The sequence below is a fragment of the Ectothiorhodospira mobilis genome (assembly GCF_016584115.1).
Classification (GTDB): Bacteria; Pseudomonadota; Gammaproteobacteria; order Ectothiorhodospirales; family Ectothiorhodospiraceae; genus Ectothiorhodospira; species Ectothiorhodospira mobilis.
Window position 1 is genome coordinate 1 of sequence record NZ_NRSK01000006.1, and the last position, 17517, is coordinate 17517.

15 protein-coding genes are annotated in these 17517 nt (G+C 70.1%); 14 read left to right on the forward strand and 1 reads right to left on the reverse strand.

What is annotated here, in order from left to right; translation table 11 throughout:
• The 12 genes from CKO33_RS03800 to lpxC all read left to right on the forward strand — a co-directional run.
• A partial coding sequence (locus tag CKO33_RS03800; protein WP_439099417.1) for a glutamate ligase domain-containing protein occupies positions 1-353 on the forward strand: 353 nt, incomplete at its 5' end.
• A 2-nt stretch (positions 354-355) separates the two neighbouring features.
• A complete protein-coding gene (mraY, locus tag CKO33_RS03805) occupies positions 356-1438 on the forward strand; it encodes a phospho-N-acetylmuramoyl-pentapeptide-transferase (protein WP_200179477.1) in 1083 nt (360 codons plus the stop codon).
• A 22-nt stretch (positions 1439-1460) separates the two neighbouring features.
• On the forward strand, positions 1461-2774 hold the full coding sequence (gene murD / locus CKO33_RS03810; protein WP_200179479.1) for a UDP-N-acetylmuramoyl-L-alanine--D-glutamate ligase: 1314 nt from the start codon (positions 1461-1463) through the stop codon (positions 2772-2774).
• Positions 2771-3958, forward strand: a complete 1188-nt coding sequence (gene ftsW, locus CKO33_RS03815; RefSeq protein WP_200179481.1) for a putative lipid II flippase FtsW — start codon at positions 2771-2773, stop codon at positions 3956-3958. Before murD ends, ftsW begins: the two co-directional genes overlap by 4 nt.
• Positions 3955-5043: an undecaprenyldiphospho-muramoylpentapeptide beta-N-acetylglucosaminyltransferase gene (gene murG, locus CKO33_RS03820; RefSeq protein ID WP_200179483.1), complete on the forward strand. Its 1089-nt coding sequence runs from the start codon at positions 3955-3957 to the stop codon at positions 5041-5043. The genes ftsW and murG overlap by 4 nt, the downstream gene beginning before the upstream one ends.
• A complete protein-coding gene (murC, locus tag CKO33_RS03825) occupies positions 5040-6470 on the forward strand; it encodes a UDP-N-acetylmuramate--L-alanine ligase (RefSeq protein WP_242472454.1) in 1431 nt (476 codons plus the stop codon). The genes murG and murC overlap by 4 nt, the downstream gene beginning before the upstream one ends.
• Positions 6467-7390 carry a UDP-N-acetylmuramate dehydrogenase gene (gene murB, locus CKO33_RS03830; RefSeq protein ID WP_242472455.1) on the forward strand — a complete coding sequence of 308 codons (924 nt, stop codon included), beginning with the start codon at positions 6467-6469 and terminating at the stop codon, positions 7388-7390. Before murC ends, murB begins: the two co-directional genes overlap by 4 nt.
• On the forward strand, positions 7387-8322 hold the full coding sequence (locus CKO33_RS03835) for a D-alanine--D-alanine ligase (RefSeq protein WP_200179485.1): 936 nt from the start codon (positions 7387-7389) through the stop codon (positions 8320-8322). The genes murB and CKO33_RS03835 overlap by 4 nt, the downstream gene beginning before the upstream one ends.
• A 20-nt stretch (positions 8323-8342) precedes the next feature.
• The gene (locus CKO33_RS03840) at positions 8343-9101 is read left to right on the forward strand and encodes a cell division protein FtsQ/DivIB (protein WP_274600734.1); all 759 of its coding nucleotides are present in this window, start codon (positions 8343-8345) and stop codon (positions 9099-9101) included.
• Positions 9102-9164: 63 nt separating this feature from the next.
• On the forward strand, positions 9165-10400 hold the full coding sequence (gene ftsA, locus CKO33_RS03845; protein ID WP_200179487.1) for a cell division protein FtsA: 1236 nt from the start codon (positions 9165-9167) through the stop codon (positions 10398-10400).
• Between the two features lie 113 nt (positions 10401-10513).
• Positions 10514-11728, forward strand: a complete 1215-nt coding sequence (ftsZ, locus tag CKO33_RS03850; RefSeq protein ID WP_200179489.1) for a cell division protein FtsZ — start codon at positions 10514-10516, stop codon at positions 11726-11728.
• A 221-nt stretch (positions 11729-11949) separates the two neighbouring features.
• Complete coding sequence (lpxC, locus tag CKO33_RS03855; RefSeq protein WP_200179491.1) at positions 11950-12867, forward strand: UDP-3-O-acyl-N-acetylglucosamine deacetylase; 918 nt, start codon at positions 11950-11952, stop codon at positions 12865-12867.
• A 13-nt stretch (positions 12868-12880) separates the two neighbouring features.
• On the opposite strand, the gene CKO33_RS03860 is transcribed toward lpxC, so the two are convergent.
• A complete protein-coding gene (locus CKO33_RS03860; protein ID WP_200179492.1) occupies positions 12881-13288 on the reverse strand; it encodes a DUF721 domain-containing protein in 408 nt (135 codons plus the stop codon).
• Positions 13289-13467: 179 nt separating this feature from the next.
• Between CKO33_RS03860 and secA the strand changes: the two genes are divergently transcribed.
• Positions 13468-16278, forward strand: a complete 2811-nt coding sequence (secA, locus tag CKO33_RS03865; protein WP_200179499.1) for a preprotein translocase subunit SecA — start codon at positions 13468-13470, stop codon at positions 16276-16278.
• Positions 16279-16286: 8 nt separating this feature from the next.
• Positions 16287-17504, forward strand: a complete 1218-nt coding sequence (argJ, locus tag CKO33_RS03870) for a bifunctional glutamate N-acetyltransferase/amino-acid acetyltransferase ArgJ (protein WP_200179501.1) — start codon at positions 16287-16289, stop codon at positions 17502-17504.
• Positions 17505-17517: the final 13 nt, after the last annotated feature.

Sequence of the window (17517 nt, forward strand, 5' to 3'; positions counted from 1 at the left end):
CCCATGTCCCCCAGCACCAGGAACCGCCGTCCCGGCTCCCCGGCCAGGACATGGGGGAGCTGGGGGCGGGGGCCCCGGAACTGCACGCGGCGGTGGGGCGCCATGCCGCCGAACACGGTATCGATGGACTCTGGGCCAGCGGCCCCCTGTGCCGCCACGCGGTGGAGGCCTTCGGGCCGGGGGGGCGTCACTTCCCGGACCGGCAGGCACTGATCACGGCCCTGCGGGGGACGCTGCGATCGGGGGATGTGGTGTTGGTGAAGGGCTCGCGGTCCCAGCGCATGGATGCGGTGGCCGATGCCCTGGCGGTCTGCGCCGGGGCGGATCATGACAAGCATCCAGGGGGAGGATGAGCATGCTGCTCATTCTGTTTGAATATCTGGCCCGGTTTTATTCGGGCTTTCATGTGTTTCAGTACCTGACCCTGCGGGCCATCCTGGGGGTGATCACGGCCCTGCTCATCGCCTTCGCCATCGGCCCGGGGATGATCAAGCGCCTCACCCTGTACAAGATCGGCCAGCAGGTGCGCGACGACGGCCCCGAGACCCACCTGGGCAAGGCGGGCACCCCCACCATGGGGGGGGCGCTGATCCTGGTGGCGGTGGCGCTGAGCACCCTGCTTTGGAGCGATCTGGGCAACCGTTTCGTCTGGATCGTGCTCATCACCACCCTCCTGTTCGGGCTTATCGGCGGCATCGACGATTACTTGAAGCTGCGCTACGGCAACAGCCGCGGCCTGTCGGCACGGCGCAAGTTCCTGTGGCAGTCCCTGGTGGCCCTGGGCTGCGCCGGCCTGCTCTACACCACCGCCCAGGCCCCCATCGAGACGACACTGATCGTGCCCGTCTTCAAGGACGTGGCCGTCGACCTGGGCCTCTGGTTCATCCCCCTGGTGTGGCTGGTGGTGGTGGGTTCCAGCAATGCCGTGAACCTCACCGACGGCCTGGACGGGCTGGCCATCATGCCCAGCGTGCTGGTGGCCGGGGCCCTGGGGATCTTCGCCTACGTCTCCGGGCACGCCATCTTTGCCGATTACCTGGGCATCCCCTTCGTGCATGGGGCGGGGGAACTGGCCATCTTCGCTGCGGCCCTGGTGGGGGCCGGCATGGGCTTTCTCTGGTTCAACGCCTATCCGGCCCAGGTCTTCATGGGGGACGTGGGGGCCCTGGCCCTGGGGGCGGCCCTGGGCCTGCTGGCGGTGGTCACCCGCCAGGAGATCGTGCTGGTGATCATGGGCGGGGTCTTCGTGGTGGAGACCCTGTCGGTGATCGTGCAGGTGCTGTCCTACCGGCTCACGGGACGTCGGGTCTTTCGCATGGCACCACTGCATCATCATTTCGAACTCAAGGGCTGGCCCGAACCCCGGGTCATCGTGCGGTTCTGGATCATCACCGTGGTCCTGGTCCTGGTGGGCCTGGCCACCCTGAAGGTCCGTTGAGGGCGGGGACGGCGTGCAGGGGATGAACACACTCATCGTGGGACTGGGGGAGACGGGGCTCTCCGTGGCGCGGCACCTGGCCGCCCGCGGCGAGGCCTTCTGCGTGGCCGACTCCCGCCTGTCCCCGCCGGGACTGGCCGCCCTCGGTGCCCTGGATTCCGCCATCCAGGTGCACCTCGGGCCCTTCGATCCCGGGCTGTTCACCCGCTTTTCGCGTCTGGTGCTGAGCCCCGGGGTGAGCCCGCAGGAAGCCGCCGTGGCCGCGGCCCGGACGGCGGGGGCCCGGATCCTGGGGGACATCGCCCTGTTCGCCGCCGCGGCCCGGGCCCCGGTGCTGGGGATCACCGGTTCCAACGGCAAGAGCACCGTCACCACCCTGGTGGCGGAGATGGCCCGGGCCGCCGGCCGCCGCGTGGGCGTGGGCGGCAACCTGGGGCCGCCCGCCCTGGACCTGCTGACGGACCCGGAACCGGATCTCTACGTGCTGGAACTCTCCAGCTTCCAGCTGGAGACCGCCCAGGGGCTGCGCTGTGCCGCGGCGGCGGTGCTCAACGTGGCCGCCGATCACATGGACCGTCATGCCCACCTGGATGCGTACGCCGCCGCCAAGGCCCGCATCTACGCCGGTGCCGCTGTGGCCGTGCGCAACCGGGACGACGCACGGGTGCGGGACATGCCGGGCCCCGCGGGGATCACCTTCGGCCTGGGGGAACCGGGGGCCGGTGACTACGGCCTGGTGCGCCGCGGGGCGGAGGAATGGCTCGCCCGGGGCGGTGAAGCGCTGTTGCCGGTATCGGCCCTGCGTCTGTTCGGGCGCCATAACCTGGCCAACGCCCTGGCGGCCCTGGCCCTGGGGGAGGCGGCGGACCTGCCCATGGCCGCCCGCCTGCAGGCGCTGGAACGCTTCACCGGGCTGCCCCACCGTTGCCAATGGGTGGCCCGGGTGCGGGGTGTGGACTGGTACAACGACTCCAAGGGCACCAACCTGGGCTCCACCCTGGCGGCCCTGGCCGGGCTGCAGGGACCGGTGGTGCTCATCGCCGGCGGTCAGGGCAAGGGCCAGGACTTCACGCCCCTGCGGGAGGCGGTGCGTGGCAGGGCCCGGGGGGTGATCCTCCTGGGCCGGGACGCCGCCCGCATCGAGTCCGCCCTGGAGGGCAGCGTGCCGGTGGTGCGGGTCGCGGACATGGAGCAGGCGGTGGCCGAGGCCGGGCGTCTGGCCCAGCGGGGGGATTGCGTGCTGCTGTCCCCCGCCTGCGCCAGTTTCGACATGTTCCGGGGCTATGCCCACCGGGGCGAGGTGTTTGAATCCGCGGTACGGAGGGAACTGGCATGAACGGGGCCTCCCTTCAGGCGAGCCGGGGCGTGCACAAGCGCGCCGTCTTCGGTGTGCATCAGCAGCTGGATCCCGGGCTGACCCTGACGGTGGTGGCCCTGGTTTCCCTGGGGCTGGTGATGGTGGCCTCCGCCTCCATCGGTGTGGCCGATGCCCGGTTGGGCCAGCCCTTCCATTACCTGCTGCGGCAGGGGATCTACGTGCTCATGGGGGGCATCGTCGCCTGGGGGATGTACTGCACGCCGCTGGAGCTCTGGGAGCGGTCCGGGGCGGCGGCCCTGCTGGGGATCTTCCTGCTGCTGCTGGTGGTGCTGGTGCCGGGGGTGGGGCATACCGTCAACGGCGCCACCCGCTGGATCTCCCTGGGCCTGTTCAACCTGCAGGTCTCGGAGGTGGTCAAACTCCTGGTCCCCATCTACCTGGCCGGGTATCTGGTGCGCCACGGCGAGCAGGTGCGCCGCAGCCTGGCGGGTTTCGCCAAGCCCCTGATCCTCATGGGCCTGACCACGCTCCTGCTGCTGGCACAGCCGGACTTCGGTGCGGCGGTGGTGCTCCTGGCGGTGACCCTGGGGATGCTCTTCCTGGCCGGGGCCCGGCTCTGGCAGTTCGCCCTGCTGCTGTCCGGGGTGTGCGCCCTGATGGGCTACGCCATCGTCCAGACCCCCTATCGCATGGCCCGGCTCACCGGCTTTCTGAACCCGTGGACCGATCCCTTCGACAGCGGCTTCCAGCTCACCCAGTCCCTCATCGCCATTGGCAGCGGCTCCTGGTTCGGGGTGGGGCTGGGCGGCAGTGTGCAGAAGCTCTTCTACCTGCCCGAGGCCCATAACGACTTCCTGTTCGCCGTGCTGGCGGAGGAACTGGGCCTGGCGGGGGTGACCGTGGTGGCGGCCCTGTTCGCCGTGCTGGTGTGGCGCAGCTTCGCCATCGCCCGGGCCGCGGAGCTCGCCGGGCGGGTCTTCGGGGCCTATCTGGCCTGGGGCATCGGCATCTGGATCGGTCTGCAGGCCTTCATCAACATGGGGGTGAACATGGGCATCCTGCCCACCAAGGGGCTCACCCTGCCCCTGATGAGCTACGGTGGCAGCTCCATGCTGGTGACCCTGGCCGCCATGGGGCTTCTCGCCCGCATCCACCGCGAGACCCGCGCCAGCGGCGCGGCACTGCACCGGGGGGGGACATGAGCGGCGGTCCCATCCTCATCATGGCCGGCGGCACCGGGGGGCATGTCTTCCCGGGACTGGCAGTGGCCGAGGCCCTGCGCGCCCGGGGCGAGACGGTGTGCTGGCTGGGCACCGCCCGTGGACTGGAGGCGCGGCTGGTGCCCGCCGCCGGCATCCCCTTTTATACGCTCCCGGTGAGCGGCCTGCGGGGCAAGGGCATGGGCACCTGGCTCATGGCCCCCTGGCGCCTGGGGGTGGCCCTGTGGGCCGCCCTGGGGCTGATGCTGCGTCTGCGTCCCCGGGTCGTGCTCGGTTTGGGGGGATTCGCCTCCGGTCCCGGCGGGCTCATGGCCGCCGCCCTGGGACGGCCCCTGGTGATCCATGAACAGAACGCCCGGGCCGGACTCACCAACCGCGCCCTGGCCCGGCTCGCCGACCGGGTCCTGCAGGCCTTCCCGGACACCTTCCCCGCGCCGCGCCGGCCGGTGACGGTGGGCAATCCGGTGCGCGAGGCCATCCTGCGCCTGGCGCCGCCGCAGGAGCGCCTGGCCGGTCGGGAGGGGCCGCTGCGGCTGCTGGTGCTGGGGGGCAGCCTCGGGGCCCTGGGCCTGAACACCCGGGTGCCCGAGGCGGTGGCGCGGCTGCCGGCGGCGCAGCGGCCGCAGATCCGCCATCAGGCCGGGGAGCGCACCCTGGAGGCGGCCCGTGAGGCCTATCGCCAGGCCGGTGTCGAGGCGGACGTGGGGCCCTTCATCGAGGACATGGCCGAGGCCTATGCCTGGGCGGATCTGGTGATCTGCCGCGCCGGGGCCCTCACCGTATGCGAACTGGCCGCCGCCGGTGTGGCCTCGCTGCTGGTGCCCTATCCCCACGCCGTGGACGATCACCAGCGGGCCAACGCCCGTCATCTGGCCGATGCCGGGGCGGCCTGGCTCGTGCCCCAGGACACCCTGGACGCCGCCGGTCTGGCGGCCCGTCTGCAATCCCTGGACCGTGAGACCCTGGGACAGATGGCCGGGCGGGCCCGGTCCCTGGCACGCCCCGAAGCGGCCCGGGAGGTGGCCACGGCCTGCCTCGCCCTCGCCGGGAAAGGAGGACGCCCATGACCCCCCCCGCCACCATGATGGGCATGCGCCGCATCCGCTGCATCCACTTCGTGGGCATCGGCGGTTCCGGCATGGGCGGGATCGCCGAGGTGCTGGCCAACCTGGGCTACCGGGTCACCGGTTCGGACCTGGCGGAGAATGCCGTCACCCGGCGTCTGGCGGAACTGGGCGTGCTGATCCACCGGGGACACGCGGCGGCCCATGCCGAGGGGGCCGATGTGCTGGTGGTCTCAAGCGCCGTGGGCGACGACAACCCCGAGGTGCAGGCGGCCCACGCCCGGCGCATCCCGGTGGTGCCCCGGGCGCAGATGCTGGCGGAGCTCATGCGCTTTCGCTATGGCATCGCCGTGGCCGGTACCCACGGCAAGACCACCACCACCAGCCTGGTGGCCAGCCTGCTGGCGGAGGGGGGGCTCGATCCCACCTTTGTCATCGGCGGCCGGCTCAACAGCACCGCCAGCCATTCCCGTCTGGGACAGGGGCATTACCTGGTGGCGGAGGCGGATGAGAGCGATGCCTCCTTCCTCTGCCTGCAGCCCATGATCTCGGTGGTCACCAATATCGATGCCGATCACCTGGCCGCCTACGAGGGGGAGTTCGACCGCCTGCAGGAGGCCTTTCTGGAGTTCCTGCATCATCTGCCCTTCTACGGTCTGGCGGTGCTGTGCATGGACGATCCGCAGATCCGGGGCCTGCTGACCCGGGTGGGCCGGCCCGTGCTCACCTACGGCGTGGACTCGGAGGCGGACGTGCGTGCCGTGGATCTGCAGCCCCGGGGCACACAGACCCGGTTCGGCCTGTGCCTGCCGGGCCGGCCGCAGCCGCTGCCGGTGACGCTGAACCTGCCCGGGCGGCACAACGTGCTCAATGCCCTGGCGGCGGCGGCCGTGGCCCACGAGCTGGGGGTGGAGGATGCCGCCATCCAGCGGGCCCTGGCGGGGTTTGAGGGCATCGGCCGCCGCTTCCAGGTCTACGGCGAGATGCCGGTGCCGGCGGGCCGGGTCCTGCTGGTGGACGACTACGGCCACCATCCCACGGAGGTGGCGGCCACCCTGGCTGCGGCCCGCGCCGCCTGGCCGCAGCGGCGGCTGGTGCTGGCCTTCCAGCCCCACCGCTACACCCGCACCCGGGATCTGTTCGAGGACTTCACCCAGGTCCTCTCCGGGGCCGATGCCCTGGTGCTGCTGGAGGTGTACCCCGCCGGCGAGACCCCCATCCAGGGGGCCGACGGCCGCACCCTGGCCCGGGCCGTGCGCATGCGCGGGCGGGTGGACCCGGTCTTTGTGGAGACGCCGGAACGCCTGGCACCGGTGCTGGCGGACCTGCTGCAGGATGGGGATGTACTGCTCACCCAGGGGGCGGGCAACGTGGGGGCGCTGTCCGCCTCCCTGCCCGCGGCCCTGGCGCCCCGGGGAGGTGTGGCATGAATGGCCTGTCCCGGGGGGTGGAGATGGCCGGGCTGCGCGGGGAACTGCGCCATGACGAGCCCATGGCGCGTCACACCCTCTGGCGTGTGGGGGGGCCGGCGGACCGCTGGTACCGCCCCGCCGATGCCGGGGACCTGGCCCGTTTCCTGGCCCGGCTGCCCGCCGATGAGCCCCGCTTCTGGCTGGGGCTGGGCAGCAACCTGCTGGTGCGCGACGGCGGCCTGCGGGGCACGGTCCTCGCCCCCGGGCGGGGCATGGATCAACTGGAGCTCCTGGAGGGGCACCGGGTCCGGGCCGGGGCCGGGATCAGTGCCCCCCGCCTGGCCCGGTTTTGCGCGGATCAGGGGCTCTGCGGTCTGGAGTTCCTGGTGGGGATTCCGGGGACCCTGGGGGGGGCGCTGGCCATGAACGCCGGGGCCTTCGGCGATGAGATCTGGTCCCGCGTGGAGTCGGTGCTGTGCATGGATCGCTGCGGCGCTCTGCAGCGTTACGGCCGGGAGTCCTTCAGCGTCGGCTACCGCCATGTGGAAGGTCCCCGGGAGGCGGGCTTTGTGGAGGCGGTGCTGCGCCTGGAGCCGGGGGATGCCCAGACGGCGCGCCAGCGCATGCAGGCGTTGCTGCAGCGGCGCAACCGCACCCAGCCGGTGGGGGTGCCCACCTGCGGTTCGGTGTTCCGCAACCCCGAGGGGGACCACGCCGGGCGGCTCATCGAGGCCGCGGGTCTCAAGGGGCTGACCCTGGGCGGGGCCCAGGTATCGCAGCGCCACGCCAATTTCATCGTCAATACCGGCGGGGCCTGCGCCGCGGACATGGAGGCCCTGATGGAAGAGGTGCGCCGGCGGGTGCGCGTGCACCACGGTGTGGATCTGCAGCCCGAGGTGTGCATCCTCGGCGAGCCGGTACAGGAGTGCAGACCATGACGCGGCGGGATCCTGCGGATTACGGCCGGGTGGCGGTGCTCATGGGGGGATGGTCCGCAGAGCGGGACATCTCCCTGCGCAGCGGCCAGGCGGTGCTGGCGGCCCTGCGGGCGGCGGGGGTGGACGCCCATGGCGTGGATGCGGACCGGGACGTGCTCCAGGTGCTGCATCGGGGAGGTTTCGATCGCGTGTTTATTGCCCTGCACGGTCGCGGCGGAGAGGACGGGGTGGTGCAGGGGGCCCTGGAGCTGGCGGGGATCCCCTACACCGGCAGCGGCGTGGCCGCCTCGGCCGTGGCCATGGACAAGCTCATGAGCAAGCGCCTGTGGCGCGGCGCCGGGCTGCCCACGCCGGGATTTTGCGTGCTGCAGCCGGGGTTCGATCCGCAGGCGGTGGTGGCGGACCTGGGGCTGCCGCTCATCGTCAAGCCGGCCCTGGAAGGCTCCAGCATCGGCATGACCCGGGTGAACCGGGCCGGGGAACTGACACAGGCCCATGCCACGGCGGCGGCCTGTGGCGGCCCCGTGCTGGCCGAGGCCTGGATCACCGGCGGCGAGTACACGGCGGCCATCCTGGATGGCGAGGCCCTGCCCCTGATCCGGCTGGAAACGCCGCGGGCCTTTTACGACTACGAGGCCAAGTATCACGCCGGGGACACCCGCTACCTGTGCCCCTGCGGCCTGTCCCCGGAGGAGGAGCATCGGTTGCAGGCCCTGGCCCTGGAGGCCTTTGCCGCTGTCACCGCCAGGGGGTGGGGCCGGGTGGATCTGATGCGGGACGAGTCGGGCCGGGCCTGGCTCATCGAGGTGAACACCGTGCCCGGGATGACCGATCACAGCCTGGTGCCCATGGCCGCCCGGGCCGCGGGCCTGGATTTCCAGGACCTGGTGCTGCGCATCCTGGACACCGCATTGTGGGACAGGGAGGCATGATGGCCCGGCGCGGACGCGGCATGGCACGGCGCAGGCAGCCCCGCAGCCCGTGGTGGCAGCGGGTATCCTGGGGGCGCCTGGGGCGGACCCTGGGGGGGACGGGGCTGCTGGTGGCCCTGACGGGGACGGTCTGGACCCTGAGTGGGTATCTGGACCGGGTGGACACCCTGCCGGTGGAGCGGGTGACGGTGGAGGGGGAGCTGCACCATCTGCCCCGGGGGGCGGTGCGGGAGGTGGTCTCGACGCATCTGCCCGCCGGGTTCTTCACCCTGGACCTGGAGGCGGTGCGGCGCGATCTGCAGGCCCTGCCCTGGATCCGCACCGCCTCGGTGGAGCGGGTCTGGCCCGATGGGGTGCGCCTGCATCTGGACGAGCAGGTGCCGGTGGCCCGCTGGGGGGATACCGCGGTGCTCAACCAGTATGGTGAGACCTTCCGGCCGGAGGCGGGCACGTTGCCCCCGGGGCTGCCGGCCCTGGAGGGGACGCCGGGACGGGAGCGGGTGCTCATGGAGCGGCTGCTGGCGGTACAGGCGCGTCTGGCGGATGTGGGCCTGGAAGTGGCGGGGCTGACGGAGGATGCGCGCCGTTCCTGGACCGTCCATCTCGCCGATGGCAGCCGGGTGCTCATGGGCCGGGGCATGGACCCGGCGCGGCTGGACCGGCTGGTGCGCATGTATCCGCGCCTGCGGGCCCACCGCGAGACCCCCATCCGGCGCATCGACATGCGCTACGCCAACGGCATCGCCGTGGCCTGGGTTCCGGCGGGGGTGGAGGGATGAACAGGTTGCAGGTCCCGGTGCGGCAGAGATTCAGCAGGGTCACGTTCGTGGAGATGAGGATTCATGCCCAGACGCTCGGATAGAGGAATGATCGTCGGTCTCGACATCGGCACCTCCAAGGTGGAGGCCATCGTGGGCGAGATCACCGATGACGGGGGCATCGAGATCGTCGGCATCGGCAGCCATCCCTCCCGCGGGCTGAAGAAGGGGGTGGTGGTGAACATCGAGTCCACCGTGCAGTCCATCCAGCGGGCGGTGGAGGAGGCGGAGCTCATGGCCGGTTGCCAGATCCACTCCGTGTTCACCGGCATCGCCGGCAGTCACGTGAAGAGCCTCAATTCCACCGGGGTGGTGGCCATCAAGGACCAGGAGGTGACGCCGGCGGACGTGGAGCGGGTCATCGACGCCGCCCGCGCGGTGGCCATCCCGGCGGACCAGCGCATCCTCCATGTCCTGCCCCAGGAGTTCATCATCGACGAACAGGAGGGGATCCGCGAGCCGGTGGGGATGTCGGGTGTGCGTCTGGAGGCCAAGGTGCATCTGGTCACCGGCGCGGTGTCGGCGGCGCAGAACATCACCAAGTGCGTGCGCCGCTGCGGCCTGGAGGTGGACGACATCATCCTGGAGCAGCTGGCCTCCAGCCACGCCGTGCTCACCGAGGACGAACGCGAGCTGGGGGTGTGCCTGGTGGACATCGGTGGCGGCACCACCGACATCGCCGTGTTCACCGACGGGGCCATCCGCCACACGGCGGTGATCCCCATCGCCGGCGACCAGGTGACCAATGACATCGCCGTGGCCCTGCGCACCCCCACCCAGTACGCCGAGGACCTGAAGATCCGCTATGCCTGCGCCCTGCGCCAGCTGGCGGACCCGGAGGAGACCATCGAGGTCCCCGGGGTGGGGGACCGGCCGCCGCGGCGGCTCTCCCGCCAGACCCTGGCGGGGGTGGTGGAGCCCCGCTACGAGGAGCTGCTCTCCCTGGTGCAGGCGGAACTGCGCCGCTCCGGCTGCGAGGAGATGGCGGCCGCCGGGGTGGTGCTCACCGGCGGCTCCTCGAAGATGGAGGGGGTGGCGGAACTGGCGGAGGAGGTGTTTCACATGCCGGTGCGCCTGGGCATGCCCCAGGGGGTCACCGGGCTGGTGGACGCCGTGCGCAATCCGGTGCACTCCACCGGCGTGGGGCTGCTGCTTTTCGGCCACCGCAGCCGGCAGGAACGCACGGGGGAGGGGCTGCGCGGAGGCGGCATGAAAACGGTCTGGGCGCGCATGCGCAACTGGTTCCAGGGGAACCTGTGACGGCGGGGAAGGGTCGCCGGGGGGAGAATGCAGTCTACGGCGGCGGGCCATGTGCCACGGGCGGCCCGCAAATCAATCGGATGCAACGCAAGGGTTGTTAGGAGGTAGCAGTCATGTTTGAACTTATGGATACCTATCCGCAGAACGCGGTGATCAAGGTGATCGGTGTCGGCGGAGGCGGCGGCAATGCCGTGCAGCACATGGTCAATGCCTCCATCGAGGGGGTGGACTTCGTCTGCGCCAACACCGATGCCCAGGCCCTGAAGCGGGTGGACGCCAAGACCCTGCTGCAGATGGGCGCCCACATCACCAAGGGGCTCGGGGCCGGTGCCGATCCGGGGGTGGGCCGCGAGGCCGCCCTGGAGGACCGGGAACGCATCCAGGAGGTGATCGACGGGGCCGACATGGTCTTTATCACCGCCGGCATGGGCGGCGGCACGGGTACCGGGGCCGCCCCGGTGGTGGCGCAGATCGCCAAGGAGATGGGGGTGCTGACGGTGGCCGTGGTCACCAAGCCCTTCCCCTTCGAGGGCAAGAAGCGCATGCAGGTGGCCCAGTCGGGCATGGAGAACCTGGCCAAGTACGTGGATTCCCTCATCACCATCCCCAACGACAAGCTGCTGTCGGTGCTGGGCAAGAATGTGACCCTGCTGGACGCCTTCAAGGCGGCCAACGACGTCCTGCTGGGGGCCGTGCAGGGGATCGCCGAGCTCATCACCCGTCCGGGTCTGATCAACGTGGACTTCGCCGACGTGCGCACGGTGATGTCCGAGATGGGCATGGCCATGATGGGCACCGGCACCGCCTCCGGCGGTGATCGCTCCCGGGTGGCGGCCGAGGCGGCCATCTCCAGTCCGCTGTTGGAGGATGTGAACATCGCCGGCGCCCGCGGCATCCTGGTGAATGTCACCGCCGGCATGGACATGTCCATCGGCGAATTCGAGGAGGTGGGTGCCGCGGTGAAGGAATTCGCCTCCGAGGACGCCACCGTGGTGGTGGGCACCGTCATCGATCCGGACATGAACGATGAACTGCGGGTCACCCTGGTGGCCACCGGTCTCGGGGCCCAGCCCCAGGCCGCCCGCCCGGCGCGGGAGAAGCCCAATGTGAAGCTGGTGGAAACCCGCCAGCAGGTGGCCGCCGCCGGGGGCGGTGCCGTGGCGACCCAGGCGGATCCGGAACTGGAGATGATGGACTACGGCCATGGCGAGCGTCCCGCGGCATCCGGCCACCGCAGCAAGCCCCAGGGTCAGACCTACGACGGCTCCGGCAAGTCCAATATGGACTACCTGGACATCCCCGCCTTCCTGCGCAAGCAGGCGGACTGAGGATGCCGGGATGCAGCGACCGCCCCGTTCCGGGGCGGTCCGGCTGTCCCCCCAAAGGCCCCGCCGGGCGGGAACACCCCCCGGGAATCCCTGTATGTTGCGCTGCAACATGGTGGCAGCTGTGGTATTGTTACCGACTTTTTACGGGCTAGGCCAAGATTCGCCGTGGCGGGAACGGCAGGAGGCCGGAGATCCAGCCCGCCCATCCGAGGATATACACCTTGATCAGACAGCGTACGCTCAAGAACACGATCCGGGCCACCGGAGTCGGGCTCCATACCGGGGAGAAGGTCTACCTGATGTTGCGGCCGGCCCCGGTGAACACCGGGGTGGTCTTCCGCCGGGTGGACCTGGAGCCGGCGGTGGAGATCCGGGCCCATCCGGAGGGGGTGGGGGATACCTGTCTCTCCACCACCCTGGTGCAGGACGGGGTGCGCGTCTCCACGGTGGAACACCTGATGTCGGCGGTGGCCGGTCTGGGCGTCGACAACCTCTATGTGGATCTCAGCGCCGCCGAGGTCCCCATCATGGACGGCAGTGCCGGACCCTTCGTGTTCCTCATCCAGTCCGCCGGCATCGTCGAGCAGAACGCCCCGAAGCGCTTCATCCGCATCCGCAAGCGGGTGGAGGTGCGGGAGGACGACAAATGGGCCCGTCTGGACCCCTTCGACGGCTTCAAGGTGGCCTTCTCCATCGGCTTTGAGCATCCCATCTTCAAGGATGGCATCCAGAGCGCCGAACTGGATTTTTCCACCACCTCCTTCGTCAAGGAGGTGAGCCGCGCCCGCACCTTTGGTTTCATGCGGGATATCGAGGCCCTGCGCAGCAAGCGCCTGGCCCTGGGCGGGAGCCTGGACAACGCCGTCGTGCTGGACGATTTCCGTGTGCTGAACGAGGACGGTCTGCGCTACCGGGACGAGTTCGTCAAGCACAAGATCCTGGATGCCATCGGCGACACCTACCTGCTGGGGCACAGCCTCATCGGCGCCTTCACCGGCCACAAATCGGGGCATGCCCTGAACAATTGCCTGACGCGCAAGCTGATCCAGGACCCGCAGGCCTACGAGATCATCACCTTCGAGGAGGAGGGGCAGCGCGTGCCCATCTCCTACGCCCAGCCGGCCGCCGCGCCCATCTGAGCCCGCGCCCCCCTCAGCGGTCGGCCAGGCGGCGCAGGCTGCGCCTCAGCTCCGGATCCGCCACCGCCCGCGCGGCGTGCTGCAGGGATTCCCGTGCACGCGGGCTGAGGGGGGGCAGCGGCGTACCCTGGCCGCTGTCCAGGGCACGCATGGCCGGTTGCACCCGGATGCGCACCGTGCGTGCCGTGACGCCGTGGTGGTCCCGCACCTGCTTGAGGATCTCCCGGCGCATGTAGCGCAGGGGATAGGCCCAGCTCCCCCCGTCCGTCACCAGCACCAGTTCCCCCTCCCGCAGATTGCCCACCCAGCAGTGGGGCCGCAGTTGCGGCGGCAGCAATTCCCGCACACTGGCGGTCAGGGCCTCCAGGTGGCGGGCGTGCTCCAGCATGTGGGGGTCGAGATAGGTCCTGGGGGCTCTCATGGGATACGGCGGGTCGGCTCAGGATGGAGTGGAACCGAGTCTAGCAATGCCCATGGGCGGACACCATGTCCAAACCCTCCCTCCGTACCGCGGCTGTGCCGTGCCGCTGCCCCCTGCGTGGCGGTGTCGGATCGGTTATCATCGTCCCCTGTCTTTGGGCAACCCGACGCAGAGCCTTCATGGTCAAGTCCCTGGTAAGAAAGATCTTCGGCAGCCGCAACGACCGCCTGGTCAAGCGTTACGGCAAGGTGGTGGAGCAGGTCAACGCCTTCGAGGAGGAGGTGCGGGGCCTCTCGGACGAGGCCCTCAAGGGGCGCATGCAGACCTTCCGGGAGCGTCTCGCCCGGGACGAGACCGTGGACGCGCTGCTCCCCGAGGTGTTCGCCGTGGTGCGCGAGGCCGGGCGCCGGGTCATGGGCATGCGCCACTTCGATGTGCAGCTCATCGGCGGCATGGTCCTCCACGACGGGCGCATCGCCGAGATGCGCACCGGCGAGGGCAAGACCCTGGTGGCCACCCTCTCGGCCTGCCTCAACGCCCTGCCCGGACGGGGGGTGCACATCATCACGGTCAACGACTACCTGGCCCGCCGCGACGCCGCCTGGATGGGCCGTCTCTATCACGCCCTGGGGCTGAGCGTCGGGGTCATCAACTCCTCCGGCGGGCGCGGCGTGGACAATGCCTCCTATGTCTTCGATCCGGAGTTCCCCGGCTCCGAAGAGGCCCCGGCCCATCTGCGCCCCGTGACCCGGCGGGAGGCCTATGCCGCGGATATCACCTACGGCACCAACAACGAATTCGGCTTTGACTACCTGCGGGACAACATGGCCTTCCGCCCGGAGGACCGGGTGCAGCGGGACCTGGCCTACGCCATCGTGGACGAGGTGGACTCCATCCTCATCGACGAGGCGCGCACGCCCCTGATCATCTCCGGCCCCACCAGCGAGAACTCCGACCTGTACACGCGCATGAAGGACATCGTGCCGCAGTTCACTCCCCAGGCGGACGAGGAATCGGAGGGGGATTACTACGTCGAGGAGAAGGTCAAGCAGGTCTTCCTCTCCGAGGAGGGCCAGGAAAAGGCGGAACGCCTGCTGCGGGAGGCGGGGCTGCTGCGGGAGGACCAGGCCCTGTTCGATGCCGCCAGCATCCCCGTGCTGCATCACCTGAACGCCGCCCTGCGGGCCCATGCCCTGTTCCAGCGGGACGTGCACTACCTGGTGCGGGACAACAAGGTCCTCATCATCGACGAGTTCACCGGCCGCATCATGCCCGGCCGGCGCTGGTCCGAGGGGCTGCACCAGGCCATCGAGGCCAAGGAGGGGGTGCCGATCCAGAACGAGAACCAGACCCTGGCCTCCATCACCTTCCAGAACTTCTTCCGCCTCTACGACAAGCTCTCGGGCATGACCGGCACGGCCGACACCGAGGCCTACGAGTTCCAGCACATCTATGCCCTGGAGGTGGTGGTCATCCCCACCAACAAGCCCATGATCCGGGATGATCTCCAGGACGTGGTCTACATGACCCAGAAGGAGAAGTACAAGGCCATCATCGAGGAGATCCAGGATTGCGTGCAGCGCCAGCAGCCGGTGCTGGTGGGGACCGCCTCGGTGGAGGCCTCGGAGACCCTCTCCGGGATGCTGAAAAAGGCCGGCATCCACCACGAGGTGCTCAACGCCAAGCAGCATGAACGGGAGGCCCACATCGTCGCCCAGGCGGGCCGTCCGGGGGCCGTGACCATCGCCACCAACATGGCCGGCCGCGGCACCGACATCGTCCTGGGGGGCAGCCTGGACGCGGAACTGGAGACCCTGGGGGAGCATCCCGATCCGGCCCAGGTGGAGCGGATCAAGGCCGAGTGGGCCAAGCGCCATGAGGCGGTGCTGGATGCCGGCGGTCTGCACATCATCGGCTCCGAGCGCCATGAGTCCCGCCGCATCGACAACCAGCTGCGGGGCCGCGCCGGCCGCCAGGGGGACCCGGGCTCCAGCCGCTTCTTCCTCTCCCTGGAGGACAACCTCATGCGCATCTTCGCCTCCGACCGGGTGAAGACGGTGATGCAGCGTCTGGGGATGAAGGAGGGGGAATCCATCGAGAACGCCTGGGTGACCCGCGCCATCGAGAACGCCCAGCGCAAGGTGGAGGGGCATAACTTCGACATCCGCAAGAACCTGCTGGAGTACGACGACGTGGCCAACGACCAGCGCCGCGTCATCTACGAGCAGCGCCGTGAGGTCCTGGACGCCGACGACATCTCCGACACCATCGCCTCGGTGCTGGATGATGTGGTGGACGGGGTCTTCGCCAGCCATGTGCCCCCGGGGAGCGTGGAGGAGCAGTGGGATGTGCAGGGCCTGAGCCAGACCCTGGAGAAGGATTTCGCCCTGCAGGCGGATGTGGCCGCCTGGCTGGAGGCGGACGACGACCTTCACGAGGAGCCCCTGCGGGAGCGGCTGCGGGACCGCTTCAGACAGGCCCTGAAGGACAAGGAGTCCGTGGTGGGGCCGGAGATGATGCGGCGCATCGAGAAGGACGTGATGCTGCAGGTGCTGGACAGCCACTGGAAGGAGCACTTGGTGGCCATGGACTACCTGCGCCAGGGCATCGGCCTGCGCGGCTATGCCCAGCGCAACCCCAAGCAGGAGTACAAGCGCGAGGCCTTCGCCATGTTCGAGTCCCTGCTGGAACGGGTGAAGCACGACGTCATCTCCATGCTCATGCGCCTGCAGGTGCAGTCCGCCGAGGATGCCGCCGCCCTGGAGGCCCAGGGCCGCAGCGCCCGTCCCCAGGAGATGGAGTTCCAGCACGCCGAACCGGAGGCCGCCCTGTCCGCGAAGGAAGAGGAGAAGGGATCGGAGGCCCCCGGGGAGGAGACGGGCGAGCCGGAGCGGCCCTACCGCCGCGAGGGGCCCAAGCTGGGGCGCAATGACCCCTGCTGGTGCGGCTCCGGCAAGAAGTACAAACACTGCCACGGCCGCCTGGAGTGAACCCGGCCATGGCCGTGCATCTGCATGAACCCGAGACCCTGCTGCCCGTCCCCGGGGTGCGCCTGTCGGCGGTGGCCGCCGGTATCCGCTACCAGGGTCGGGACGACCTGGTGTTGATGGAACTGGATGCGGGGACCGCCTGCGCTGCGGTCTTCACCCGCAACACCTTCTGCGCCGCCCCGGTACAGGTGGCCCGCAGCCACCTGCAGCAGTCGGCCTCCCCCCGCTATCTGCTGATCAATGCCGGCAATGCCAATGCCGGTACCGGCGAGGCGGGCCGGATGGCGGCCCTGGACTGCTGCCGGGCGGTGGCCGGGGAGGGGGGATGCCCCGCTGAGGCGGTGCTGCCCTTCTCCACCGGGGTGATCGGGGAACCCCTGCCGGTGGAGCGCATCACCACGGCACTGCCCTCGGCCCGGGCCGCCCTGTCCCCCCAGGGCTGGATCCCCGCCATGCGCGCCATCATGACCACCGATACCGTGGGCAAGGGCATCAGCGAGCGGGTGAGCCTCTCCGGCGGCGAGGTGACCCTCACCGGCATCGCCAAGGGCTCGGGCATGATCCATCCGGACATGGCCACCATGCTGGCCTTCGTGGCCACCGATGCCCGTGTGCCCGAAAAGACCCTGCAGGACCTGCTCCAGGGCTGTGTGGACACCAGCTTCAACGCCATCACCGTGGATGGCGATACCTCCACCAACGATGCCTGCGTCCTGGTGGCCACCGGGGCCTCCGGGGTGGAACTGGCGGGGGATGCCGACGCGGCGGCCTTCGCCGCGGCCCTGGACCGGATCTGCCGCCACCTGGCCCAGGCCATCGTGCGCGACGGGGAGGGGGCCACCAAGTTCGTCACCGTACGGGTCGAGTCCGCCCGGGATGCGGCCGAGGCCCGCCGCGTGGCCACCACCGTGGCCCTGTCCCCCCTGGTGAAGACGGCCCTGTTCGCCAGCGATCCCAACTGGGGGCGCATCCTGGCGGCGGTGGGCCGGGCCGGGGTGGTGGACCTGGATGTGGGGGCGGTGTGCATCCATCTGGACGAGGTGTGCATCGTCCGGGACGGGGGCCGAGCCCCGGGATACGAAGAGGCCGACGGGGCCCGGGTCATGGCCCGGGACGAGCCGGTGATCACCATCCACCTGGGGGGCCGGGGTACGGGCCGGTCGGAGGTCTACACCTGCGACCTCTCCTTCGAGTACGTGCGCATCAACGCGGAATACCGCTCCTGAGAGTGCTTCCCCC

What these genes read in the sequence shown, in the direction of transcription:
- mraY (WP_200179477.1), top strand. Translation starts at nt 356, where the DNA reads ATGCTGCTCATTCTGTTTGAATATCTGGCCCGGTTTTATTCGGGCTTT.
- murD (WP_200179479.1), top strand. Translation starts at nt 1,461, where the DNA reads ATGAACACACTCATCGTGGGACTGGGGGAGACGGGGCTCTCCGTGGCG.
- ftsW (WP_200179481.1), top strand. Translation starts at nt 2,771, where the DNA reads ATGAACGGGGCCTCCCTTCAGGCGAGCCGGGGCGTGCACAAGCGCGCC.
- murG (WP_200179483.1), top strand. Translation starts at nt 3,955, where the DNA reads ATGAGCGGCGGTCCCATCCTCATCATGGCCGGCGGCACCGGGGGGCAT.
- murC (WP_242472454.1), top strand. Translation starts at nt 5,040, where the DNA reads ATGACCCCCCCCGCCACCATGATGGGCATGCGCCGCATCCGCTGCATC.
- murB (WP_242472455.1), top strand. Translation starts at nt 6,467, where the DNA reads ATGAATGGCCTGTCCCGGGGGGTGGAGATGGCCGGGCTGCGCGGGGAA.
- CKO33_RS03835 (WP_200179485.1), top strand. Translation starts at nt 7,387, where the DNA reads ATGACGCGGCGGGATCCTGCGGATTACGGCCGGGTGGCGGTGCTCATG.
- CKO33_RS03840 (WP_274600734.1), top strand. Translation starts at nt 8,343, where the DNA reads ATGGCACGGCGCAGGCAGCCCCGCAGCCCGTGGTGGCAGCGGGTATCC.
- ftsA (WP_200179487.1), top strand. Translation starts at nt 9,165, where the DNA reads ATGCCCAGACGCTCGGATAGAGGAATGATCGTCGGTCTCGACATCGGC.
- ftsZ (WP_200179489.1), top strand. Translation starts at nt 10,514, where the DNA reads ATGTTTGAACTTATGGATACCTATCCGCAGAACGCGGTGATCAAGGTG.
- CKO33_RS03860 (WP_200179492.1), bottom strand. Translation starts at nt 13,288, where the DNA reads ATGAGAGCCCCCAGGACCTATCTCGACCCCCACATGCTGGAGCACGCC.
- secA (WP_200179499.1), top strand. Translation starts at nt 13,468, where the DNA reads ATGGTCAAGTCCCTGGTAAGAAAGATCTTCGGCAGCCGCAACGACCGC.
- argJ (WP_200179501.1), top strand. Translation starts at nt 16,287, where the DNA reads ATGGCCGTGCATCTGCATGAACCCGAGACCCTGCTGCCCGTCCCCGGG.